The sequence below is a fragment of the Silicimonas algicola genome (assembly GCF_003148765.1).
GTDB classification, from domain to species: Bacteria; Pseudomonadota; Alphaproteobacteria; order Rhodobacterales; family Rhodobacteraceae; genus Silicimonas; species Silicimonas algicola.
In genome coordinates this window covers 251781-273515 of record NZ_QGGV01000004.1, presented here as the reverse complement: position 1 = coordinate 273515, position 21735 = coordinate 251781, and the positions used below count along the sequence as shown (strand labels likewise).

At 66.0% G+C, this 21735-nt stretch carries 22 protein-coding genes and 2 pseudogenes; 3 read left to right on the top strand and 21 right to left on the bottom strand.

Going from position 1 to position 21735, the window contains the following annotated elements; translation table 11 throughout:
• Positions 1-42: 42 nt before the first annotated feature.
• From C8D95_RS11275 to dnaN, 11 genes are all read right to left on the bottom strand, one after another.
• Positions 43-510: an Hsp20 family protein gene (locus tag C8D95_RS11275; RefSeq protein ID WP_109759280.1), complete on the bottom strand. Its 468-nt coding sequence runs from the start codon at positions 508-510 to the stop codon at positions 43-45.
• A gap of 128 nt (positions 511-638) precedes the next feature.
• Complete coding sequence (locus C8D95_RS11270) at positions 639-1289, bottom strand: trypsin-like serine peptidase (protein ID WP_164721522.1); 651 nt, start codon at positions 1287-1289, stop codon at positions 639-641.
• A gap of 13 nt (positions 1290-1302) precedes the next feature.
• Positions 1303-2136, bottom strand: a complete 834-nt coding sequence (locus C8D95_RS11265; RefSeq protein ID WP_109759278.1) for a trypsin-like serine peptidase — start codon at positions 2134-2136, stop codon at positions 1303-1305.
• A gap of 27 nt (positions 2137-2163) precedes the next feature.
• Complete coding sequence (gene glcF, locus C8D95_RS11260) at positions 2164-3555, bottom strand: glycolate oxidase subunit GlcF (RefSeq protein WP_109759277.1); 1392 nt, start codon at positions 3553-3555, stop codon at positions 2164-2166.
• Positions 3555-4643 carry a glycolate oxidase subunit GlcE gene (gene glcE, locus C8D95_RS11255; protein WP_109759378.1) on the bottom strand — a complete coding sequence of 363 codons (1089 nt, stop codon included), beginning with the start codon at positions 4641-4643 and terminating at the stop codon, positions 3555-3557. The genes glcF and glcE overlap by 1 nt, the downstream gene beginning before the upstream one ends.
• Before the next feature lie 31 nt (positions 4644-4674).
• Positions 4675-6123 (bottom strand): FAD-linked oxidase C-terminal domain-containing protein, encoded by a 1449-nt coding sequence (locus C8D95_RS11250; protein ID WP_109759276.1) that lies wholly within the window; start codon positions 6121-6123, stop codon positions 4675-4677.
• A gap of 53 nt (positions 6124-6176) precedes the next feature.
• Positions 6177-6797, bottom strand: coding sequence for a LysE family translocator (locus tag C8D95_RS11245; RefSeq protein ID WP_109759275.1), 621 nt, complete (start codon positions 6795-6797; stop codon positions 6177-6179).
• On the bottom strand, positions 6794-7315 hold the full coding sequence (locus tag C8D95_RS11240) for a DUF1697 domain-containing protein (protein WP_109759274.1): 522 nt from the start codon (positions 7313-7315) through the stop codon (positions 6794-6796). The genes C8D95_RS11245 and C8D95_RS11240 overlap by 4 nt, the downstream gene beginning before the upstream one ends.
• Positions 7312-7743: a VOC family protein gene (locus C8D95_RS11235; RefSeq protein ID WP_109759377.1), complete on the bottom strand. Its 432-nt coding sequence runs from the start codon at positions 7741-7743 to the stop codon at positions 7312-7314. Before C8D95_RS11235 ends, C8D95_RS11240 begins: the two co-directional genes overlap by 4 nt.
• On the bottom strand, positions 7740-8864 hold the full coding sequence (gene recF, locus C8D95_RS11230; protein WP_109759273.1) for a DNA replication/repair protein RecF: 1125 nt from the start codon (positions 8862-8864) through the stop codon (positions 7740-7742). Before recF ends, C8D95_RS11235 begins: the two co-directional genes overlap by 4 nt.
• Positions 8861-9979: a DNA polymerase III subunit beta gene (dnaN, locus tag C8D95_RS11225; RefSeq protein WP_109759272.1), complete on the bottom strand. Its 1119-nt coding sequence runs from the start codon at positions 9977-9979 to the stop codon at positions 8861-8863. The genes recF and dnaN overlap by 4 nt, the downstream gene beginning before the upstream one ends.
• On the opposite strand from dnaN, the pseudogene C8D95_RS22950 reads away from it, so the two are divergent.
• Positions 9894-10600 (top strand): annotated as a pseudogene (locus tag C8D95_RS22950) (Na+/H+ antiporter NhaA). The gene dnaN and the pseudogene C8D95_RS22950 overlap by 86 nt on opposite strands.
• Before the next feature lie 36 nt (positions 10601-10636).
• Here the strand turns inward: C8D95_RS22950 and dnaA are convergent.
• From dnaA to mutM, 5 genes are all read right to left on the bottom strand, one after another.
• Positions 10637-12004, bottom strand: coding sequence for a chromosomal replication initiator protein DnaA (dnaA, locus tag C8D95_RS11215; protein WP_109759271.1), 1368 nt, complete (start codon positions 12002-12004; stop codon positions 10637-10639).
• Positions 12005-12028: 24 nt separating this feature from the next.
• Complete coding sequence (locus tag C8D95_RS11210; RefSeq protein WP_109759270.1) at positions 12029-12472, bottom strand: rhodanese-like domain-containing protein; 444 nt, start codon at positions 12470-12472, stop codon at positions 12029-12031.
• 221 nt (positions 12473-12693) lie between these two features.
• On the bottom strand, positions 12694-12957 hold the full coding sequence (gene rpsT, locus C8D95_RS11205) for a 30S ribosomal protein S20 (RefSeq protein WP_109759269.1): 264 nt from the start codon (positions 12955-12957) through the stop codon (positions 12694-12696).
• Between the two features lie 150 nt (positions 12958-13107).
• The gene (locus C8D95_RS11200) at positions 13108-13884 is read right to left on the bottom strand and encodes an enoyl-CoA hydratase (protein ID WP_109759268.1); all 777 of its coding nucleotides are present in this window, start codon (positions 13882-13884) and stop codon (positions 13108-13110) included.
• A 62-nt stretch (positions 13885-13946) separates the two neighbouring features.
• Entirely contained in the window at positions 13947-14798 is an 852-nt protein-coding gene (gene mutM, locus C8D95_RS11195) for a bifunctional DNA-formamidopyrimidine glycosylase/DNA-(apurinic or apyrimidinic site) lyase (protein WP_109759267.1), read from the bottom strand.
• Positions 14799-14993: 195 nt separating this feature from the next.
• Between mutM and ubiE the strand changes: the two genes are divergently transcribed.
• Complete coding sequence (gene ubiE / locus C8D95_RS11190; protein ID WP_109759266.1) at positions 14994-15746, top strand: bifunctional demethylmenaquinone methyltransferase/2-methoxy-6-polyprenyl-1,4-benzoquinol methylase UbiE; 753 nt, start codon at positions 14994-14996, stop codon at positions 15744-15746.
• The gene (gene ubiB / locus C8D95_RS11185) at positions 15747-17270 is read left to right on the top strand and encodes a 2-polyprenylphenol 6-hydroxylase (protein ID WP_109759265.1); all 1524 of its coding nucleotides are present in this window, start codon (positions 15747-15749) and stop codon (positions 17268-17270) included.
• Here ubiB and C8D95_RS22840 read toward each other — a convergent pair.
• From C8D95_RS22840 to C8D95_RS11165, 5 genes and pseudogenes are all read right to left on the bottom strand, one after another.
• Positions 17267-17731, bottom strand: a complete 465-nt coding sequence (locus C8D95_RS22840; RefSeq protein WP_420902682.1) for a FlgD immunoglobulin-like domain containing protein — start codon at positions 17729-17731, stop codon at positions 17267-17269. The genes ubiB and C8D95_RS22840 overlap by 4 nt on opposite strands.
• A gap of 42 nt (positions 17732-17773) precedes the next feature.
• Positions 17774-17953: pseudogene (locus C8D95_RS22945) on the bottom strand (flagellar basal body P-ring protein FlgI); the annotation flags it as partial.
• Positions 17953-18960 carry a flagellin gene (locus C8D95_RS11175; RefSeq protein WP_109759264.1) on the bottom strand — a complete coding sequence of 336 codons (1008 nt, stop codon included), beginning with the start codon at positions 18958-18960 and terminating at the stop codon, positions 17953-17955. The gene C8D95_RS11175 and the pseudogene C8D95_RS22945, both read right to left, overlap by 1 nt.
• A gap of 2 nt (positions 18961-18962) precedes the next feature.
• Positions 18963-20420: a flagellar hook-associated protein FlgK gene (gene flgK, locus C8D95_RS11170; RefSeq protein ID WP_109759263.1), complete on the bottom strand. Its 1458-nt coding sequence runs from the start codon at positions 20418-20420 to the stop codon at positions 18963-18965.
• Positions 20421-20427: 7 nt separating this feature from the next.
• Positions 20428-21732: a flagellar hook protein FlgE gene (locus C8D95_RS11165; RefSeq protein ID WP_109759262.1), complete on the bottom strand. Its 1305-nt coding sequence runs from the start codon at positions 21730-21732 to the stop codon at positions 20428-20430.
• Between the last annotated feature and the right edge of the window lie 3 nt (positions 21733-21735).

Sequence of the window (21735 nt, the reverse complement as noted above, 5' to 3'; positions counted from 1 at the left end):
CCCCGGAGCGTCCGGGGGCGCAACGGCGTCACGTCAGGCCGATCACTCGGCGGCGTGCGCCTCGACGGCCTTCGCCTCGACGGTCTCGCCCTTGGCGATCTCGATCCGGCGCGGCTTCAGCGCTTCGGGCACTTCGCGCTTGAGGTCGATGTGCAGCATGCCGTTGACGTGGCTCGCGCCCGTCACGCGGACATGGTCGGCCAGCGCGAAGCGGCGCTCGAAGGCGCGGTTCGCGATGCCGCGGTGAAGGTAGGTCGTCCCTTCCTCCTCGGCACTTTTTCGGGCCGAGACGATCAGGGCGCTTTCGCGCACCTCGACCGCCAGCTCGTCCTCGGCGAAACCGGCAACGGCAATCGAGATGCGCCATGCATCGTCGGCGGTCTTCTCGATGTTGTAGGGGGGGTAGGACGGAGCCGACTGGGTGTCGGTCAGGATACGGTCCATCATGTCGGCAATCTGGTCGAAGCCGACGGTGGCACGATAGAGCGGTGCAAGGTCAAATCTACGCATGAGGGTCATCCTCCTTGGAGCGATACCTATGGACCCTCCCGACGGGGCAGGGTCCGGTTCATCTGGTCTGCGCCGGACCCGTTCATCGGCCTCCGGCACAGGCGAGATAGGAAGCGCCGCGCGGGCGTTCAAGGGCGGTCACGGCCGAGGATGTCGAGGATCGGTGGCAGCCTGAGACGCACATCCGACGCCTGCGCGACGGGCTGATCGAGGATGCGCCCCCGGCTCGAGATCACCGCGACGATCTCCAGCCCCTCGTCCGTCACCCGCAGAACCGGCGAGCCGCTTTCGCCGCCCTGCACGCGGCAGCCAAGGGTGACGAGGCCCGGGATGCCGTCGAGTGTCGGGCAGGGACGCTGACGCGGGCGGGAACCCTCGCGCCAGCTGTAGAGGTGCAGCGTTTCGCCCACGCGTGCGTCGTCGCCGGTGGTGAAGGGGACAGCGCGGTCGCCCGGCACGGGCGTCTCGAGCACCGCGACGGCAAGGTCGAACCGCAGACGCCATTCGACGCGCGGGCTCTCGCGGTCGTAGAGAGGATGCCGGACGACGCGCGCCACGGGATAGGTGCCGGGTCGCCCGTCGCCGGGACGAAAGACGATCCCGTCGGGTGTTTCTCCCCGCCCGCCGCAATGAGCGGCCGTCACCACGAGATCGGGCGCGATCAGCGCCGCCGTGCAGCCGCCGCCGGTGTTGGTGTTCTCGATCCGGCCGACGCCCGAGGCTGCGTCCGCCGAGAGGGCCGGCCCAGTCAGCCCGCACGCAACGGCCGCCGCGCTCAAGGCAAGCCGGGCCCTAGGGCCGCAGAAACTTCGCACCACCGCTTCCACTGTTGAGAAGGCTTGTGCCCGTGGTCGGCGTCCGCTGCGTCGCAGGCACCCGGCGCGCCGCGATGCCGTCGCCGTTGCGCAGCATCGCCATCATCTCGGACAGCGGCGCTTCGAGGTTGGTGCCGACGGACACGCGCCGCCCGTTCACCTCGGCCTTGGCCGAGATCACCGACACGATGCGCGGCACCCCGTCGACCTCGGCGAAGACCGGCGCCCCGCTCGACCCGAAATCGACGTCGCAGGACAGGATCAGCGAGCCGCTGCGCCGGGCCAGGACATGGCACACTTCCTGCAACGACGGCGACTCCGCCCGGTCGTGCGCATAGGAGACGACGCCCACGCTGGCGCCCTTGCGGGGCCGCCCGGCGGTCTGGAAGGGCTGGATGTTCGCAAGCCGGATCTCGGAATCGAGTTCGAGGAGGGCGAGGTCGTTCGAGACCTCGAGGTCCTCGCCGGTCGTCCCCGTGTAGACATAGCCTGGATGGACAATGGCCCGCCTGACCCGCCGTGTCGCCGAGGCGTGTCCGTTGCGCCATCCGGCGTTGAACCGGATCACCGAGGGATCGACAGCCGTGCCTTCCGCGTCGAAGAGGCAATGTCCGGCGGTAAGAACCAGGTTGGGCGCGATCAGCGCGCCAGTGCACATCCCACCCCAGCCGATGTCCAGCCGACCGACGGCTTCCCAGCCGCGCGCCTCGTAGGCCGTCAAAAGCCGCGTGAGCTGGCTCGTGCCCTCTCCCTCGGCCTGCGCTCCACCGACGCCGATTGCGACCAAGGCTGCCGCGAGCAGAATCCGCATGTCCGTCCCCTTCAGGTGCAGGGTATCCTAGACAGGCGTTGAGGCAAGATTGTGTCTCATGTGGCGCGGCGCCAGCGCGCGGGGACGCGGCCCGCCCGTCGCCCAGTCCAGCAGTTCGACCGTATGGACCACGGGAATGCCGGTGCCCGATCCGATCTGCATCATGCAGCCGATGTTGCCCGCCGCGATGAGATCGGGCGTCTTGGCTTCCAGCGTCCGGACCTTTCGCGCCTTCAGCATCTCCGAGATTTCCGGCTGGAGCAGGTTGTACGTCCCGGCCGATCCGCAGCACAGGTGGCTGTCCGCAGGCTCCACCACCTCGAATCCGGCGGTCTTCAGCAGGTCCTTCGGATAGGTCTTGATCTTCTGCCCGTGCTGCAGCGAGCAGGCGGCGTGATAGGCGACCCGGATGGGACCCCTGCCCTCGGCCTCTTCGGGCGCGGTGGCATCGATCCCCGCCAGGTCCATCTTCGCCCGGTTCGCCGAATGGCTCTCGACCGTCGGCAAAAGGCGCACCAGAAGTTCGGACACATCGACCGCCAGGCCCGCGACCGTCGCGGCGTCCTCTGCCAGCGCGTCGGTGCGGAACATGTGACCGTAGTCCTTGACCGTCGTGCCGCACCCGCTCGTGTTGATGACGATGGCGTCCAGCCCCTCATCCCGGACCTCGGCCATGAAGGCGCGGATGTTGCGCGCGGCGAAAGCGTGGCTTTCCGCCTCCTTCCCCATGTGATGCGTCAGCGCGCCGCAGCAGCCCATCCCATCCGGCACGACGATCTCGCACCCCAGCCGCCGCAGGAGCCGGATCGTCGCGTCGTTGATGTCCGTGTTCAGCGCCTTCTGCGCGCAGCCGGTCATCAGCGCGACCCGCATCCGTCGCTCGCCACGGGCGGCAAAGGTCTGGGGATCGTCGTTGCGGCTGACAGACGGAATCCGCTCTGGCGCCATGCGCAGCATCGCCCTCAGCCTTGCGTCCGGCAGAAGCCCGCCAAAGGGCCGCGCGATCTTCGCCCCGAGCAGCGCCAGCCGGAACCGCCGCGGGTGCGGGATGATCCGCGCCAGCGTCCAGCGCAGAAGCCGGTCCATCGGCGGCCGGCGATAGGTTCGCTCGATGTAGGCGCGCGCATGATCGACGAGATGCATGTAATGCACGCCCGACGGGCAGGTGGTCATGCAGGCCAGGCACGATAGGCAGCGGTCGATGTGCTTCACCGTCTGCGCATCGGCGGGACGGTCGTTCTCGAGCATGTCCTTGATGAGGTAGATGCGCCCGCGGGGGCTGTCGAGTTCGTCGCCGAGAACCTGGTAGGTCGGGCAGGTCGCGGTGCAGAACCCGCAATGCACGCAGGCGCGCAGGATCTCGTTCGACCGGGCGATGCCGGGATCCTGAAGCTGCGCCTCGGTGAAGGTCGTCTGCATCAGCCCATCACTCCCGGATTCAGGATGCCGCGCGGATCGAACTCGGCCCGCAGCCTCTTGGCCAGCGCCGCAAGCGGCGCCGCCTCAGGATGCATCCGTGGGCCGTGCCCCTCGCCCCGCACAAGCGTCGCGTGCCCGTCGAACGCCCCGAGCGTCCGGCGCAGATCCGTGCCCTCGGACACCAGCGCCCAGATCAGCCCGCCACCCCAGTCGACCAGCACCTTCGCGCCGCCCGGCAGTCCCTTGACCAGCCGAGGAGCCTCCGAGGCCTTGGCCGAGATCCGCCAGACATCACCCGGCGCGCCTGCCAGAGCCTCCGCGTCCCGGATGCCGCGCCACAGTGCGGCACTCTTCTCGCCTCGCAGGATCCGCGCCTCGACCTTCGGAAACAGACCCGCGACCCGACCCTCGCGATAGGCGACCGACGCCGCCATCCCCTCGATCCGCAGGAAGACGTCGCCCCCGGTCCACGCTGCCCCGCTGACCGAGAAGGGCGAGGCCAGCGCCGCCGCCATGGCGCTCGCCGCGTCGGCGATCTCCAATCCGCCCAGCACCACCGTCGCCTGCGTCTCGGGACGCGGAAGAACCTTCAGGCTCACCTCTGTGAGGACACCCAGGGTGCCGCGGGCGCCGCACATCAGCCGCGCAAGGTCATAGCCCGTGACGTTCTTCATCACGCGGCCGCCGTTCTTCACGACCGTCCCCCGGCCATCGACGAAGCGCACACCCAGAAGCACGTCGCGCGCCGCCCCTGCCTGCACCCGGCGCGGACCCGAGACGTTGGCCGCAACCACGCCGCCGATGGTCGGTTCGCCTTTCGTCCCGAGAAGCGGGCGGTGGTCCATCGGCTCGAAGGCCAGCATCTGGTTCTCCGCCGCCAGCGCCGCTTCGATCTCGGTGACCGGCGTTCCTGACCGCGCCACCAGGGTCAAAGCACCCGGCTCATAAAGCGTGATCCCGGAAAGCCCGGCGACGCTCAGCGCGTCGCCGTCGCCCGCCATCCCGCGCGTGCCGCCTCCGCGCACGGACAGGGGCCCGGACGCCGACGCCACCGCCTCCGCCAACTCGCCTTCGTTCGACGGTCTCAACATGCGCGCTTCATCTTGCCGAAAATACGCATCACGCGGCCAGCCCCAGGCGCTCCCGGCGGGACGCCGAGACCAACAGAGGAAAGACCTTCGCCGGGTTCAGAAGCCACGCCGGGTCGAAGACGTCCTTCACGCGCATCTGCGCCTCGAGGTCGGCCGGAGCGAACTGCACATCCATCAGGTCGCGCTTCTCGACGCCCACGCCATGCTCGCCGGTCAGGCAACCGCCCACCTCCACGCACAGCTTCAGGATCTCGGCTCCAAGCTCCTCGCAGGTCTCGAGGTCGCCGGGCTTGTTGGCATCGAACAGGATCAGCGGATGCATGTTGCCGTCGCCCGCGTGAAACACGTTCGCGACGTCGAGTCCGAACTCCTTCGACAACTCGCCGATGCGCTTCAGGACGAAAGGCAATTCGCTGACGGGGATCGTCCCGTCGAGGCACATGTAGTCGCCCATCTGCCCCATCGCCCCGAAAGCCGACTTGCGGCCCAGCCAGATGCGCGCCGCCTCGTCGGCGTCCTTCGCCTCGCGGAACTCGACCGGGTCGTGGCGCTCGGCGATCCTGCGGATGACGGCAAGCTGCGCGTCGATCTCCTCGGGCGAGCCTTCGACCTCGACGATCAGAAGAGCCTCGCAGTCGGGATATCCCGCCTTGCAGTAATCCTCGGTGGCGCGGATGCAGGGCCGGTCCATGAACTCGATCGCGACAGGCAGGACCCCGGCGCGGATGATATCCGACACGCAGGCGCCGGCGACCTCGTCCGAGCGGTAGCCGATCAGCACGGGCCGCACGCCTTCGGGTTTGGGCACCAGCCGCAGCACTGCCTCGGTCACGATGCCCAGTTGCCCCTCCGAGCCGCAGATCACCGCCAGCCAGTCATAGCCGCCCGCATCCATGTGCGCGCCGCCGATTTCGATCACCGTGCCGTCCATCAGGACCAGCGTCACGCCCAGCAGGTTGTTCGTCGTCACACCGTACTTCAGGCAGTGCGCCCCGCCCGAATTCATCCCGATGTTGCCCGCGATGGCGCAGGCAAGCTGCGACGATGGGTCGGGAGCATAGAAGAAACCGTCCGCTTCGACCGCGCCTGTGACGCTCAGGTTCGTCCGGCCGGTCTGCACGCGGATGGTTCGGTTCTCGTAGTCCGTCTCGATGACCTCGTTCATGCGCGCCACGCCGATCACGACGCTGTCGGCCGTCGGCAAAGCGCCTCCGGCCAGCGAGGTGCCGGATCCGCGCGGCACGACCGGAACGCCTTCGTCGTGGCAGATGCGCAGGACGGCTGCGACCTCTTCGGTCGATGACGGCAGGACCACGGCCAGCGGCGGGCAGCGATAGGCGGTCAGCCCGTCGCACTCATAGGCGCGGGTCTCGGCCTCGTCGTGGATCACGGCGTCCTTCGACAGCACGGACGACAGGCGCGCGACGATGCGGGCCTTGCGGGACAGGACACCGGCGTCGGGAAGAGGCATCTGCATCGCGTATCCTCCAAATTGGTCAGGAGATATAACCAATCCTGCCCATAGGCAACTCAGGTCAACGGTATCACGAGACCGACGGCAATCAGAAGGATTCCTGCCGTCACGTTCGTCCGCCTCAGAGCACGGGGTGACGTGAGCAGTCGCCGCGCCCTGTCGATGAACACCGACAGGATCAGGTTGCCGACAAGCGGCACGATCATCGACAAGGTGCAGATGACCGCGATGTCGCCCCAGGTCAGCCGCGTCAGGTCGAAGAAGCCCGGCAGGACGCCCATGTAGAACAGGATCGCCTTCGGGTTCCCCAGGATCACGGCCACGCCCGCCATGAACCCTGCCAGGGCGCCCGGCCGCGTCAGGCGGCTGTCCGAGGCGATGGTGCGGTTGCGGTGCCGGATCAGCAGCGCCCCCATGACGAGGAATGTCAGGCAGGCGATCCAGCGCAGGACGGTCATGAAACCTGCGAAGGCCCCCACGATCCACGACACGCCCAGGATCGCCAGAAGCGGCCACAGCACATCGCCCACCACGACGCCCAGGGCCAGCGGCCAGGCCGCGTGAAATCCCCCCGACATGGCGCGCGCGGTCAGCGCGACCCAGACGGGACCCGGCGTCAGGAACAGGATGAAAAGCGCACCGGCATAAAGCGCGGCATCGGTCGGCGTGATGGTCATGCCCCGCTTTCGATCATCCCCGCGATGGCGTCAATCGTCCTCCAGTTCCGGGCCGTCACCGGGACCTTCAGAAGCCGCTCGACACGCGCCACGAAGCGCGACCGCCCGATGCCGTCGGGTGCGTGAAGGTAAAGTGCCCTCTCGGTCAGCCTCACCGACTCCGTCTCGCCCGCAGCGGTGGCAAGATCGGCTTCCGGGGCGGGGGAGGGCTCCGACAGGAAGAAGACGTGCAGGCTCTTGGGATCGTCCGCGGCTTCGGGAAACGGGTTGGCGTCACGGATATAAAGGAACACGTCAGCCGGAATCAGCAGAAGCTCCGGCCTGAATCCCGCCCGCGTCTCGATCTGGTGGAGGATCTCCGTCGCCTCGGCCGTACCGCGGAACACCGCATTGCCGCTCTGGATATAGGTTCGTGGCTCTTCCGCGCCCGCCGCCTCCAGCGCCTCGCGCAGCACGGCCATCGGCAGCCGCCCCGCACCGCCGACGTTGACGGCGCGCAAAAGGGCAACAGTGGTCACGCTTCGTCTGGGATCGTCACCCTGCCGGTGTCCGACACCTCCCAGAACGGGTTGTGCGCCACTTCCCAGACGTGCCCGTCGGGATCGGCGTAATAGCCCGAATACCCACCCCAGAACACCTCTTCCGGCCGCTTCAGCACGGTCGCTCCGGCCGCAATGGCGGCCTCGAACGCGGCGTCCGTGCTCTCGCGATCCGGATAGTTCTGCGCCAGCGTCGCTGCCCCGAACCCAAGCTCCGCGCCCTTCCGCCCCTGATCCTCGGCAAGGTCCGACAGGCCGAAGAGAGCGACAACCAACCCATCCATCCGGTAGAATGCGACCGAGGGCGGCGACTGCACCGGAACCCAACCGAGCGCGGCATAGAACGACTTCGCCTTCTCCAAATCCCGCACCCCTAGGGTGACGAGGCTGACGCGCTGACGGGTCATGGCGACCTCCACATGTTCGGTTTTTGTTCCACCCGACTTTCGCCCGATTCGTCGCTCACGGCAACATGCTGCGCCCGGTCGCCCAGATCCTCGAACAGCTCCGGCCCGGTTCCCGTCAGCCAGGCCTGCGCGCCAAGCGCGCAAATCTCGTCGTAGAGCGCCGCCCGACGCCCCGCGTCCAGATGCGCCGCCACCTCGTCGAGCAGGATCAGCGGCGGCGTTCCCGTGTCCTCGGCCAGCGCACGCGCATTGGCCAGCACCAGCGAGATCAGAAGCGCCTTCTGCTCGCCCGTCGAACACTGTGCGGCCGCGACACCCTTGTCGATATAGACCGCCGCCAGATCGACCCGGTGCGGCCCGATCAGCGTCCGCCCCGCCCGAAGATCCGCCGCCCGGCCCGCCTCCAGCGCCGCAGCCAGCGCCGCCTCATCGAACGGCAACTCGCTCTCGGGATGGACCAGTTCCAGCGCGGCCGCGGGAAACGCCGTCCGCGCGCCGTCCTGGGCCTGCGCCAGCCGCGCCAGCGCCGCGTGACGGTTCAGCGTGATCGCCGCGCCCGCCTCGGCCATCTGCCGCTCCAGCGCCGTGTACCAGTGCGCATCCCGCACCATGTCCTTCAGAAGCCGGTTCCGCTCGCGCATGGCCTTCTCATAGGTCAGGACCGCCTGCGCGTGCGACGGCATGAAGCTCATCGCGATCCGGTCGAGGAATCGCCGCCGCCCGTCCGCACCCTCGATCCAAAGCCGGTCCATGGCGGGGATCAGCCACACGATGCGCGCCACCTCGGCCAGGGCCACCTGCGGCTGCGCCTTCCCGTCGATCCGCACCTGCCGGGTCTGCTCGGGCTGGGCCTCGGTCTCGACCTCGTGGACGATTTTCGGCGCCTGCACCACCGCCGTCACCTTCCAGCCCAAAGCCTCGGGCCGGCGGATCAGCTCGTCCGCCCCGGCGCGACGCAGCCCCCGTCCGGGAGACAGCAGGGACACGCCTTCGAGGATGTTGGTCTTGCCCGCGCCGTTCGGCCCGAACAGCGCCACGGGTCGCGCGTCGGCCTCGATCCGGGTCCGCCGGTGCGACCGGAAATGCGAAAGGATCAGATCGGTGACAGCCGTTGCCGTCACACCCGCATCGGCATGACGACGTAGACCGCCGTCTCGTCGTTGCCTTCACGCATGAGGGTCGGGTCTCCGGCCGAGTTGAACAGGAAAACGGCGTTCTCGCGGTCGACCTGGCTTGCGATCTCCAGAAGGTACTTCGCGTTGAAGCCGATCTCGAGCGGCTCGTCGGCATAGGCCACCGCCAGTTCTTCCTCGGCCGCGCCGCTGTCGGGTGCATTGACCGAAAGGACCAGCCGGTCCTCGTCGAGCGCCAGCTTCACCGCGCGCGACCTTTCCGAGCTCACGGTCGCCACACGGTCGACGGCCTGTGCGAAGTCCGCGGCGTCGACTTCAAGCCGCTTGGTGTTGCCCACCGGGATGACCCGGCTGTAGTCGGGGAAGGTCCCGTCGATGACCTTCGACGTCAGCGTGATGCCGGGCGTCGCGAAGCGCACCTTGGTCTCGCTGACGGACACGGCGATCGTCGCGTCGTCGTCGTCCAGAAGCTTGCGCAACTCGCCCACCGTCTTACGCGGAACGATGACGCCGGGCATGTTGCCCGCATTTTCGGGAAGCTCGGCGTCGATCCGCGCCAGGCGGTGCCCGTCCGTCGCCACGCAGCGCAGCACCTGTCGGCCATCGAAGTCGGCGACATGCATGTAGACGCCGTTCAGGTAGTACCGCGTCTCTTCCGTCGAGATGGCGAACTTCGACTTGTCGAACAGGCGCCGCAGCACCTTCGCCGGCGCCGCGAAATTGGCCTCGTACTCCGAGGACGCCATGACCGGGAAATCCTCACGCGGAAGCGTGGCCAGCGAGAAGTTGGACCGCCCGGCCTCGACCGACAGCCGCGCCGAAGCGGTGTCGCCGATGATGGTGACAAGCGCGCCGTCCGGCAGCTTGCGGACGATCTCGTGGAAGGTGACGGCATTGACCGTGGTCGATCCGGCGCGCACGACCTTCGCAGGGGCCTGGTCGACGACCTCGATGTCCAGATCCGTCGCGCGGAAGCTGACGCTGTCGCCCTCTGCCTCGATCAGGACGTTGGCGAGAATGGGAATGGTGTTCCGACGCTCGACAACCGACTGCGCCTGGGCGACCGCCTTCAGGAGAGCCGCGCGCTCGATCGAGAATTCCATGTCACGCTCCGTCCAAGGATTGGACGGTCAAAGTATCCGTTTCGCAAACGGGTGCAATTGTTTTCCGGGATTTCCACTGGATAGACGATGCCCTGCGCGATCTCGAGGCATTGCACGACGCGCGCCACTCGGCATTACCGGCATCGGGACGGCCGAGGCACGCGGCTGGGCGATCCCCGCCGCGACCGACATTGCCTTCGCGCTCGGCGTCCTCAGCCTGTTCGGCAACAAGGTCCCGCCCCTGCTGAAGACGTTTCTCCTCACGCTCGCGGTCGTGGACGACCTCGCGGCGATCATCATCATCGCGCTCTTCTACACCGCCAGCCTGTCCATCCCGGCTCTGATGACCGCGGCTGGCGGCTTGATCCTTCTCGTCGCGATGAGCCTTCCGGCGTGCGCAACATCGTGGCCTACGTCCTGGTAGGGACGATCCTCTGGCTGGCGGTGCTGAAATCCGGCGTCCATGCCACTCTCGCAGGGGTAGCGGTCGGCTTCGCGAGACCCAAGGGGCGCAGAACCTCGTCCGGATCGGCGTCATCATGGGCTCGATTGCCTCGGGTCTTTTGGGAGCGGCCGTCCTCTCCACCCTCGGCGCCCGGCACCGACGCGATACCGACGTGATACCGAAGGCCCGGCGACCTCTCGGGCGCCGGGTTCTCACGCCTCGAGAGACCGCCGCAAAAGTTCCAGATCATCGGCGATCTGGCTGTCCTTGTGCATCAGGTCTTCTATCCTCCGCACGCCGTGCATGACGGTGGTGTGGTCCCGACCCCCGAACCGCCGCCCGATCTCGGGCAGCGACCTCGTGGTCAGCTGCTTGGCCAGGTACATCGCGATCTGACGCGGCCTCGCGAAGGTCCGCACACGCTTCGGCCCGATCAGGTCGGACAGGCGTATGTTGAAGTGATCGCTCACTTTTCTCTGGATTTCCTCGACCGTGATCTTGCGATCCGACGCGCGGAGCACATCGGCCAGACAGTCCTGCGTCAGCTCCATCGAGACCTCGCGCCCCACCAGCGACGCAAAGGCGAAGAGCCGCATCAGCGCCCCTTCCAGCACCCGGACGTTGGTCGAAATACGATGCGCCAGGAACTCCAGCACCCCGTCCTGGATCTTAAGCCCCGGAAACTGCGTCGAAAGCTGGTCGACCTTCTGCTGAAGGATCCCCAGCCGAAGCTCGTAGTTGGTCGGATGAAGGTCGACGACCAGCCCCGACTGCATCCGGCTGACGATCCGGTCCTCGATCCCGTTGATCTCGGTCGGAGCACGGTCGGACGAGATGATGATCTGCTTGCTCTGGTCGACCAGGGCGTTGAACGTATGGAAGAATTCTTCCTGCGTCGCGTCCTTCCCGGCGATGAACTGGACGTCGTCCACCATCAGCACATCGACCGACCGGAAGAGTTGTTTGAACGCGATCATGTCCTTGTCGCGCAGCGCCTGCACGAAGCGGTACATGAACTGCTCTGCCGACAGATAGACCACCCGAAGGTCGGGAGAGCGCTTGCGAAGCTCCCATGCAATCGCATGCATCAGGTGCGTCTTGCCGAGGCCGACGCCACCGTAAAGAAACAAGGGGTTGAAGGTCACCGTCCCGCCTTCCGCCACCCGTCGGGCTGCCGCGTGGGCAAGCTCGTTCGGCTTGCCGACGACGAAGGTGTCGAAGGTGAAACGGCTGTCCAGCGGAGCGCCTGGAAGGTCGCTGTCCACGGCAGCGTCCGAGGCGACGCTGCGGCTTTTCCGGACCTCTGTCCTGGGCCGGTCGCGCTCGGACGTCCGAGCGACCAAAGGCACCATGAACTCCACCCGCGACACCGGAACCCCGGCCTTCGTGATTTCGTGCACGATCTGGTCGCCGAAGTTCCGCGAGACCCAGTTGCCCATGAAGGTCGTCGGCACCATGAAGGTCGCGACACCGCCTTCGAGGGCAGCGAATTCAAGCGGCTCAATCCAGTTGGCGTAGTTATTCTTCCCTACCGTCGCCCTAAGCTTTTCGCGAATCTGTCCCCAAAGATCTTTTGTCATTCTTAGCCCGCTGCTTTCTCATTATCACGACTGGCGCCATGCCAGTCCCCGGGCCTTCCATCCGTTGTGGCTGCCCCGGTGTCCCGACGCGTCCACATCCCCCTCGAAACCTTCGGCAACGTTCAGACAGGTCACCGCCATGCCCGTTCGGGCGTAATGGGCGGAAACCGCTTCGGCAGCCTTCAGCGAACGCGCGCCCGAGCGGCAGAGGAACAGAAGGGTCGACGGCTTCTCGCCGTTCAGTGCCTTCTCTACCTCTTCCGCGAAACGCACGTTGACGGACATGTCAGGATAGGATGCCCACTCGATGAAGAGAGGCCCCTGTCCCGTTTCCCTCAGGTCTGGCACGCCGACAAAACCCCACTCGGCGCGAGTCCTGACGTCGATCAGACGGGCAGCGTCGTCATCGCAAAGAACACGCCATGCCTCGCCGGGGGATACCTCCCCGACCGCACTACCCAGTCCCATCAACCATGTCCCCCCAAGGACGAAGTGAATCGCAACGACGAACCTAGACGTCGCCCCCCGACTCCCGCAACCGACCTTTGAGCTTGACTCATTGTCCGCCTGAAACGAATCCGGACCGGTTGCGAAATTGCCGAAGCACTTCAACAGGGTCACCTTCACACAAAAAAAATCGCACCCCTAGGGGTGCGACTGCGGTCATCCAGACAAGGTCGCCAGCGACGTCAGACGATCGCCTTCACGCGCGAGGCCAGGCGCGACACTTTCCGCGACGCGGTGTTCTTGTGGTAGACGCCCTTGGTGACGCCTCGCATCAGCTCGGGCTGGGCGGCTTTGAGTGCCGTGGCAGCGGCTTCCTTGTCGCCCGAGGCGATGGCTTCCTCGACCTTGCGAAGGAAGGTGCGGATGCGCGAGCGGCGCGCCTTGTTGACGGCGAGACGACGCTCGTTCTGGCGGGCGCGTTTCTTGGATTGAGGCGAATTGGCCATGTGTGTGGTCCGTATCCCGGGTCTGTTGCAACTGATCGCGCAAAGAATCCGCTTCCGGTTCAGACCGGAGGATACATAGCCAAAGCGGGCTCCACGCGCATGTAGGCGCCGCACTTACAGCAACTGCGGCCCGAGGAAAAGCCCTTTCGGTCACTTGTCCCGAAACTGGGGCTCCCTCTTCTCGAGAAAGGCCGCCATGCCCTCTTTCTGGTCCTCCGTCGCGAAGAGCGAAAAGAAGAGCCTGCGCTCGAAGAGAAGGCCCTCGCGCAGCGTCGTCTCGTAGCTGCGGTTGACCGCTTCCTTGACGACCATCGCAGTGAGGATCGACTTCTCGGCGATCTTCTGGGCCGCGCCCTGGGCTTCTTCCATGAGCCGCTTGGCGGGCACCACGCGGCTGACGAGGCCCGAGCGTTCGGCTTCGTCCGCATCCATGAAACGGCCTGTCAGGTGCATGTCCATCGACTTCGACTTGCCGACAAAGCGTGTCAGCCGCTGCGATCCGCCGAGGCCCGCCACGACGCCCAGGTTGATTTCTGGCTGGCCGAACTTGGCGGTCTCGGCGGCGATGATGAAGTCGCACATCATCGCCAGCTCGCACCCGCCCCCAAGCGCATAGCCAGCCACTGCCGCGATGATAGGCTTCCGGCAGCGCAGGATTGCCTCGGTCTCGGGTCCGAAGTAATCGGACGTCATCATGTCGACGTAGGATTTTTCGGCCATTTCGCGGATATCGGCTCCGGCGGCGAAGACCTTTTCGGACCCGGTCAGGATCACGCAGCGCACGTTGTCGTTGGTGGATGCCTCCTCGACGGCCTGCGCGAGCTCCTTCAAGAGGGTCTGGTTCAGAGCGTTCAGCGCGTCCGGCCTGTTGAGCCGGATGGTGGTGACGTGTTCCTCGGTGTCGACGACGATCGTCTCGAAGGCCATGTTGTCCCCAGGCTCCCTGTTCTTCGAGGCGAAGGCTTACCAGCCGAAAAGGCGGAAGGAAATCATCTCTGGCATTTCGGGCAGTAGAAGCTCGAGCGGCCCGACTGCACGATCCGTGCGATTCGACCGTCGCAACCGTCCGTCCGGCAGGCTTCGCCCTCGCGATCGTAGACGCGGAAGGTATGCTGGAAATAGCCGAGTTCGCCGTCGGCTTGTCGATAGTCGCGCAACGAGGATCCTCCCGCGTCGATGGCGTCGGCAAGAACTTCCCGGACGAGGGGGACAAGGCTGGCGACCCGGGTGGCGGAGATCCTTCCGGCATGGCGTGCGGGCGAAATGCCGGCGCGGTGGAGAACCTCGCAGACGTAGATGTTGCCCAGACCCGCGACGATACGCTGGTCGAGGAGTGCAGATTTGACGGGAGCCCGTTTTCCCTTCAGGGCGTTCACGAGATAGTTCTCGTTGAAGGCGTTTCCGAACGGCTCGGGCCCGAGACCCCGCAAGAGGACGTGATCCTCGACCGACTCGGTGCCCGCAAGGTCCATCGCGCCGAAGCGCCGGGCGTCGTTGAAGGTGATGCGCGCACCGTTCGCCATGTGAAAGACGACATGATCGTGCTTCTCCGGCGCTGGATGGTGGTGGTGAAACTGCCCAAGTGGGTCGCCCGAGACCAGGATTCGCCCGGACATGCCCAGATGCAGGATCAGCGTCTCGCCGGACGAGAGGTCGGCCAGGATGTACTTCGAACGGCGCCGCAAACGATCGACGGTGGTTCCTGTCAGACGCTCCGCGAGGTTCGCCGGCAGGGGCCATCTCAGGTCAGGCCGGTTCACATCCGCGCCGACGATGCGGACCCCCTCCATTGCGGGAAGGAGGCCACGACGAACCGTCTCGACTTCGGGAAGTTCCGGCATTGTGATCCAACTTCGGGGCGCGGCCGTCACGATGACTACGGCGAGCTCAAGCCCAACGCCATGTCCCTGCGACTTTAGCGCCGGACAGGGTGGCGGCAAGGCTCGACGAGACTAGGACCAAGTCTGCGCCGGCCTCTGCATTTGCCCGTGACCGGCGACGGGTATATGAGACGCCGGGACCAGGGGTTCAAAGCGATGAACGACGCCGACGACAAGACGACGCATTTCGGCGCACGCGAGGTGCGCGAGGACGAGAAGGCCGGGCTGGTTCACGGCGTCTTCACCAATGTCGCGTCGAAGTACGACCTGATGAACGACGTGATGTCGGGGGGCGTCCACCGGCTGTGGAAGGATGCCATGATGGATTGGCTGGCGCCTCGAGCCGGCCAGCGTCTTCTCGATGTGGCAGGTGGTACGGGGGACATTGCCTTCCGCTTCCTTCGCCGCGCGCCAGGTGCTTCGGCGGTGGTTTGCGACATGACCGAGGGAATGCTGATCGAGGGCCGCAAGCGGGCCGAGGCCACCGCGATGGCCGACCGCCTGGAGTGGGTGACGGGCGACGCGATGAAGCTGCCTTTCGACGACTCCAGCTTCGACATCTACACCATCTCGTTCGGCATCCGGAACGTGACGCGCATTCCGGACGCACTGTCGGAAGCCTTCCGTGTGCTGCGACCGGGCGGGCGACTTATGGTGCTCGAGTTCTCGCAATTGCCGAACGCCGGACTTCAGAGGCTCTACGACCTTTATTCGTTCAACGTCATCCCGCGTCTGGGCCAGGCGATCGCGGGTGACCGCGACAGCTACCAGTACCTCGTGGAATCGATCCGACGTTTCCCGGATCAGGACACCTTCGCCGACATGATCCGGGACGCGGGCTTCGGACAGGTGAAGTTCCGCAACCTCTCCATGGGCATCGCCGCACTCCATTCGGGATGGAAGCTTTAAGTGAGGGGCCCACACAATGTTCTTCGGCTGATCCGGACCGGCGCCACGTTCGAGCGCTCCGGCGCCATGCGCGAGGCGCTGGAGGTGATGGACGCGCCCCCTGCCCTGAGGGTCGCCGCGCGGGTTCTCGGCTGGCCGTTCAAGTGGCTCGGGTATCGCGGCGACATGGCGCTTCCGCCGATCACGCGGGCGCTGACGGCGCTTGGGCCTGCCTACATCAAGTTCGGACAGATTCTCTCGACCCGGCCCGACGTCGTCGGGACCGAAATGGCGGAGCAGCTTCGGGTCCTTCAGGACAATTTGCCCCCCTTCCCGACGGCAATCGCCAAGGCGACTGTCGAATCCGAGCTTGGCGCGCCGGTCGAAGTTCTGTTCTCGGACTTCTCGGAGCCCGTGGCCGCGGCCTCCATCGCGCAGGTGCACAAGGCGCACCTGGCGGAAACCGGTGAGGCGGTCGCCGTGAAGGTTCTGCGCCCCAGGATCGAACAGGCCTTTCGGCGCGACATAGATGCATTCTACTTCGCGGCGAGGATGATCGAGCTTCTCTCGCCGAACTCCCGACGCCTTCGACCCATGGACGTGATCGCGCATTTCGAAGGCGTTGTGCTGGGCGAACTCGATCTTCGTCTCGAGACGTCCGCCGCCTCGGAATTCGAGGCCAACACGGCAAGCGACGAAGGCTTTCGCGTACCCCATTCGAAATGGTCACTGTCATCGCGCCGCGTGATGACGCTCGGTTGGGTCGAAGGCATTCCCTTGGGCGACATCGCTGCCATCGACGCGGCGGGTCACGACCGCACGAAGCTGGCCGAGAAAGTCCTGGTCACTTTCCTCAGCCATGCCCTGCGAGACGGATTCTTCCACGCGGATATGCACCAGGGCAACCTGAAGGTCGCCGCCGACGGGGCGCTTGTGGCCCTGGACTTTGGCATCATGGGACGGATCGACGAGTACACCCGCCGGGTCTACGCCGAGATCCTCATCGGCTTCATCCGGCGCGACTATCGCCGCGTAGCGGAGGTTCATTTCGAGGCCGGTTACGTGCCTGCGGACCGGGACGTGGACGACTTCGCGCGGGCCCTCCGTGCGGTCGGCGAGCCCATATTCGGCATGGACGCGAGCCGTATCTCGATGGGTCGGCTGCTGAGCTATCTTTTCGAGGTGACCAACCGTTTCGGGATGGAAACGCGAACCGAGCTGATCCTGCTGCAGCGGACGATGGTGGTGGTCGAAGGCGTCGCCCGATCGCTCGACCCGCATATCAACATCTGGCACGTCGCCCGACCGACGGTGGAATCCTACATCGCCGAAAGCATCGGGCCCCGCGCCATGGCGCGCGACCTCTACCGCACGGTCCGGGTCCTGGGTCGCTTCGGGCCACGACTGCCGCAGATCGTCGAGGCGTCGCTGATCCGGCAAACGCAGCGGGCCGAAGAGCCGCGCCAATCGCGGCGTCAGGTAATATACCTTCTTTGCGTCGTCGGCGCGGTGGCCTTCGCCCTGGGCACCCTCACCGGGCTCTAACTCTGCGGCGCCCGTAGCGCGGTGACGTCGCTTGAAGGCACGACGACGCCTCCGTCGAGCACCAGTTCGATCCCGTCGAAACCCATTCGCGCCTCTGATATACGCGCGTAGTGCGGGACGGGCCTCACACTCGTCAGTTCGCCTTGGCTGTAACTGGCGATCTGAAAGGTATATCGCCCCGGCTCGATGGGGCTTCCGGTGTCGGTCGTACCCGCCCATTCGACGCCTGTTGCCGAGGGAGAAATTGCCTCTCGCGTGACTTCGCGTCCCAAAGCGTCCAGGACGACCAGTTCGGCCGCGTCCGCGCCGGGATCGGCATCCGGCGCCAGCTCGATAGGCGAGCCCGAGAACTGGGCCGGACCCGTTGCGCGCGCGTCCATCCCCACCCACCCGGCCAGTTGGGACAAGCCGCTGGCGCCCATTCCGCCGATCATGTTTTCTAGCAGCTGATTTGTCCGCACCTGTTGCTCGACACCAGAGAAGGTGGCGAGCTGCACGGCAAAATCGGTGAAAGGCGCGTTGCGGAGCCCGTCGCCCGTGCCGTTCAGCCCGACCACAAGCCCGTAGCCGACCAGATCGTTTCCGCGCACACCGTCGAACTCCACCAGGTCCTTGATCCGCACCTCGGCCGCCGACGCGGACATGCCGACAAGAAGACAGATCATCGTGAAGAAGAGCCGCATCAAAGGTAGTCCGTCAGCGAGAGGCGCGAGAGACGCGCCGTTATGGTGTAAAGTGTCTGAAGCTGCGATTCCGCCATCTGAAGATCCACGGCGGTCTCATAAGGGTCGGCGCCGATCAGTTCGGTGCGCGCAATGCGAAGATCCTCGGATTCTGCCATCACCTCGGCCTTGGCCCGGGCGATCTGGCCTTCCGCCGTTCCGATGCGGGCCTGCAGATCGACAAGCCCGCTCGTCGCGCGATGAAGATGTTCACCCGAGAGCCGTGCCAGGCGACCTTGCTCCCCGGTGTCGCCGGACAGGACGTCTCGCCCAAGAAGCCCGGCCATGGCGAACCCCGCGAGATAGTCGCGGACGCCTTGGTCCTGCGCGGTGGCCAGTGCGCCCGCAACCTCGCCATCCGAGAGTTGCGGACCCGACGCGGCGACGGCTCCGCCGAGATAGCCAACGGTGTCGTATCCGCCGCCCACGGCGAAGAAATCCGCCACGACCTGTGCGACGGCGCTCGCTGTGACGGCCCCCTGCGTCGCGATTTCCGTCTCGATCGCTGAAAGGATCGCATCCGCATCGGCCACGACCGGACCATCCAGGGCGACGCCCGAGAAGAGCGTTCTGCCGCCCGACTGCACGTTCAAATTGCTGAGAGCCGAGGACAGGCGGGACAGCGCATCGTGCCCGGCATTGCGCAGGAGTACGGCGTCGCCCGTGTCTTGCACCGACATGAGCGGGCCGGCGATGTCGCCCAAGGCAGCAAGGTTCGCCAGCGCCGTCTGCTGCCCCGTGACCGACAGTTGATGCTCGGCAATCGCCACGAGATAGCTCTCGGCGCGCGCGATCCCGCGTTCGACACCGTTCAGCGGAGAAAAGTTGCCCCTGAACCGCCCGACGAGGTTGTCTGCGACGCCGCTCGAAAGCTCGCGCGTCAGCCGCTGAAGATCGCCTTTGATGCGCGTTGTGTCGCGGCGAAGCTGAAGGTTGCTGGAAAGGTCGCCGAGAGAGGTCACGGTCATGGTCAAAGTCCCATCAGGATCTGGATGAGGTCATCGGCGGTCTTCATCACCCGCGCGTTCGCGGCGTAGGCCTGCTCGATCAGGAGCAGTTTCTGAAGTTCCCGGTCGGTGTCGACGCCTTGGGCCAGGAACGCCTCTTCGATGCTTTCGGCGCGGGCGGTTTCGAACGACAGGCGGTTGCGGCTGTCCTGAAGCGATTGACCGGCAATGGACGTCAGCGCAGCGGCGAATCCAGACACCGACTTGCTGCCGCCCGAGAAGGTCCCTCCGGCAGGGGCGCGCAGATCCTCGGCCCGGCTCCGCAAGGCGGAGAGAAGAGTGGCGTCGCCTGCCGGCCCCGGGGTGGTGGCCCCCAACCCGTCGCGGAGGCGCCAGACCTCGCCTCCCGCTCGGGGGTCGACTGCGGCGTTCACGGAAATGCGCTGCGCCAGTCCCGATGTGTCGAGTGGATCGAGACCCCCGCCTCCATCCGTGAAGATCCCCGGATCGCCGATGGCAAGGGTCGGATCGAGCGTCGGATCCTCGAAGCGAGAGACCAGGTCGCGGGCAAGTTCGTCAAGGTTCGATTGCAGCTCGACGGAATGGAAGTCCCGGACGGCGAAGAATTCCGACAGGACCCCGCCTGAAATCGCCGCGTTCTGGCCTGACGTGGTGACAGGCTGACCGTTGATCGAGAGCCCCGACAAGGCACCCGAGGCAAGGGTCATGTCGGGCGTGATAGGTTCGGTGTGGGTAAAGGCAAACCGTGCCGGCTTGATGTCGAGGAGGAGGGCGCCGCCGAGAGTGTAGAGCGCCACCGTGTCGTTCTCGCGCTGAAGCTTCCGCAGCGGGACGAGCTCGCTGATCTGGTCGATCAGCTTCTGTTGCTGATCCAGCAAGGCCGGATAGTCGTGGTCTGCGCTTTTCGCGCGCACGATCTGCTCGTTCAGCGACGCGATGCGGGACAGGGCGTCGTTCAGCCGTCCGACCTCGACCGAGATTCGTTCGTCCGCGTCGACGCGCATCTGCTGAAAGGCATCCGAGATGTCGTTCAGCTTGCCCGCAAGAGACTGCGCGGAGGTCAGGACGTTCGTTAGGCGGGCCTCGGAGTCGGGTCGCGACTCGGCCTCGATCAACGCGGTTTCGAAGCCGGTCACGCGCGCGCCGAGGCTCGAGATATCCTCCGGCGTGCCTATGATGGCGAGCGCGTCGGAAAAGAACCCGGCCGCTACGTCGGCCGACCCTGCCGCCGCCGTAGCCAGTCGCATTTCCCGCAATAGCGTTTCGTCGACCATCCGGATGACGCCGTCGACCTGGACGCCCGCGCCCGAGCCGCCGACCTGGCGCGCGCTGAGAGAGAGTTCGCGTCGGGCGTAGCCTTCGGTCATCGAGTTCGCGACGTTGTTGCTGACGACCTGCGCGGCACGCGAGGCCGCGGTCAGGCCTGTCAGGGCGTTCGCGAGGGTTGCCGAGATGCTCATGCGCTACCTACCGTTTGATGTTCGTGGTTTCCTGGAGCATCTCGTCGACCGTCTGGATGACCTTCGCGTTCGACGAATAGGCCCGTTGGGTCTGGATAAGCTGCGTGAGTTCGCCGGCGACGTCGGTGGCACTTTCCTCAAGCGCGTAACTCACGATGTCGCCGGTCGGTCCGTCGGCCGCATCCCAGAGGAACAGGGTCCCGCTTTTGTTCGACGTGGCGTAGATCTGGTTGTCGAGCGCGATCAGCCCATTCGGATTCGGCAGGTCGATCAACGGTATCTGATAGATCGTCCGCGTTATTCCGATGTCGAAGTTTGCCCGGACGAAGCCGTTCGCATCGATCTCGACCGAGATCAGGTTGCCGACCGGAGAACCGTCCTTCGAGATCGAGGTCGGAGCGAAGCTGTCCGACAACTGCGACAGGCCGATGCCCGTTCCCGCCGCGCCGATGTTGATGTCGATCGGCCCGCCCGCGACGTTGATCTGGAAATCGCCCGTGACAGGATCGTAGGCCCCGCCCGTAACAGGGGTGACGGTGGCGATCGTGCCGCCCGATCCCCGCGTGTTGTCGAAGACGATGGTGTACTCGCCCACGACCGCGTTGTTCGAGGCCGAGTCGGTCAGCGTCATGGTCCAGGTATTCGACGATCCGGGCGCCGCGGGTACGGTCGGCGTGAAGTTGATGGTGATCGACTGGGAGGTACCCAGGTTGTCGAAGTACTCGACCGACAGCGGCAATGGGTCGCCTGACTGGCCGAACTCCGTTTCCGTCGCAGGCAGGTTGACGCCAAGCGCGATGCGCGTCGTCGGCTCGGACGTGAACTGGTTCACGTTGATCTGCACGGGTTCCAGCCCGGACCCCGTATCGCGGGCGAAGGTGGGGATGGTTCCGTCCGGATCCGCGGGCCAGCCCATGAGGGTGACGCCCGCCGGTGTCCGGAGATAGCCTTCTTCGTCTGTGCGGAATGACCCCGTGGTGGCAAGGAACAGGGGATAGTCCCCGATCGAGTTCAGGACCGAGCTTTCCGTCGTGACCGGCAGGAACCCACGCCCGCGGACAGCAAGATCGGTCGGGTTGTCGGTCGAGGCCAGCGCGCCCGGCTGGTCGATGAGGCGCTGCGTCGTGACACGGACGCCGCCCGCCGAGTACGTCCCCCTGCCGCCTTCGATCACCAGCGAGGAAAAGTCGGCTTCGGCCCGCTTGTAGCCATAGGTGGCCGAGTTCGCGATGTTGTCGGCAATGGTTGCCAGACGGCTGGCGTTGGCCGCCAGTCCCGCGACACCCGCGTTCAGCGAGGAGGAGATCGTCATGTT

Excerpts from the sequence above, each read along its gene's own strand:
- C8D95_RS11200 (WP_109759268.1), bottom strand. The coding sequence starts at position 13,884 with ATGGCCTTCGAGACGATCGTCGTCGACACCGAGGAACACGTCACCACC.
- C8D95_RS11245 (WP_109759275.1), bottom strand. The coding sequence starts at position 6,797 with ATGACCATCACGCCGACCGATGCCGCGCTTTATGCCGGTGCGCTTTTC.
- flgK (WP_109759263.1), bottom strand. The coding sequence starts at position 20,420 with ATGAGCATCTCGGCAACCCTCGCGAACGCCCTGACAGGCCTGACCGCG.
- dnaN (WP_109759272.1), bottom strand. The coding sequence starts at position 9,979 with ATGGAATTCTCGATCGAGCGCGCGGCTCTCCTGAAGGCGGTCGCCCAG.
- C8D95_RS11235 (WP_109759377.1), bottom strand. The coding sequence starts at position 7,743 with ATGACCCGTCAGCGCGTCAGCCTCGTCACCCTAGGGGTGCGGGATTTG.
- glcF (WP_109759277.1), bottom strand. The coding sequence starts at position 3,555 with ATGCAGACGACCTTCACCGAGGCGCAGCTTCAGGATCCCGGCATCGCC.
- ubiE (WP_109759266.1), top strand. The coding sequence starts at position 14,994 with ATGAACGACGCCGACGACAAGACGACGCATTTCGGCGCACGCGAGGTG.
- C8D95_RS11250 (WP_109759276.1), bottom strand. The coding sequence starts at position 6,123 with ATGCAGATGCCTCTTCCCGACGCCGGTGTCCTGTCCCGCAAGGCCCGC.
- C8D95_RS11210 (WP_109759270.1), bottom strand. The coding sequence starts at position 12,472 with ATGGGACTGGGTAGTGCGGTCGGGGAGGTATCCCCCGGCGAGGCATGG.
- mutM (WP_109759267.1), bottom strand. The coding sequence starts at position 14,798 with ATGCCGGAACTTCCCGAAGTCGAGACGGTTCGTCGTGGCCTCCTTCCC.
- C8D95_RS11175 (WP_109759264.1), bottom strand. The coding sequence starts at position 18,960 with ATGACCGTGACCTCTCTCGGCGACCTTTCCAGCAACCTTCAGCTTCGC.
- C8D95_RS11165 (WP_109759262.1), bottom strand. The coding sequence starts at position 21,732 with ATGACGATCTCCTCCTCGCTGAACGCGGGTGTCGCGGGACTGGCGGCC.
- dnaA (WP_109759271.1), bottom strand. The coding sequence starts at position 12,004 with ATGACAAAAGATCTTTGGGGACAGATTCGCGAAAAGCTTAGGGCGACG.
- rpsT (WP_109759269.1), bottom strand. The coding sequence starts at position 12,957 with ATGGCCAATTCGCCTCAATCCAAGAAACGCGCCCGCCAGAACGAGCGT.
- C8D95_RS11275 (WP_109759280.1), bottom strand. The coding sequence starts at position 510 with ATGCGTAGATTTGACCTTGCACCGCTCTATCGTGCCACCGTCGGCTTC.
- C8D95_RS11265 (WP_109759278.1), bottom strand. The coding sequence starts at position 2,136 with ATGCGGATTCTGCTCGCGGCAGCCTTGGTCGCAATCGGCGTCGGTGGA.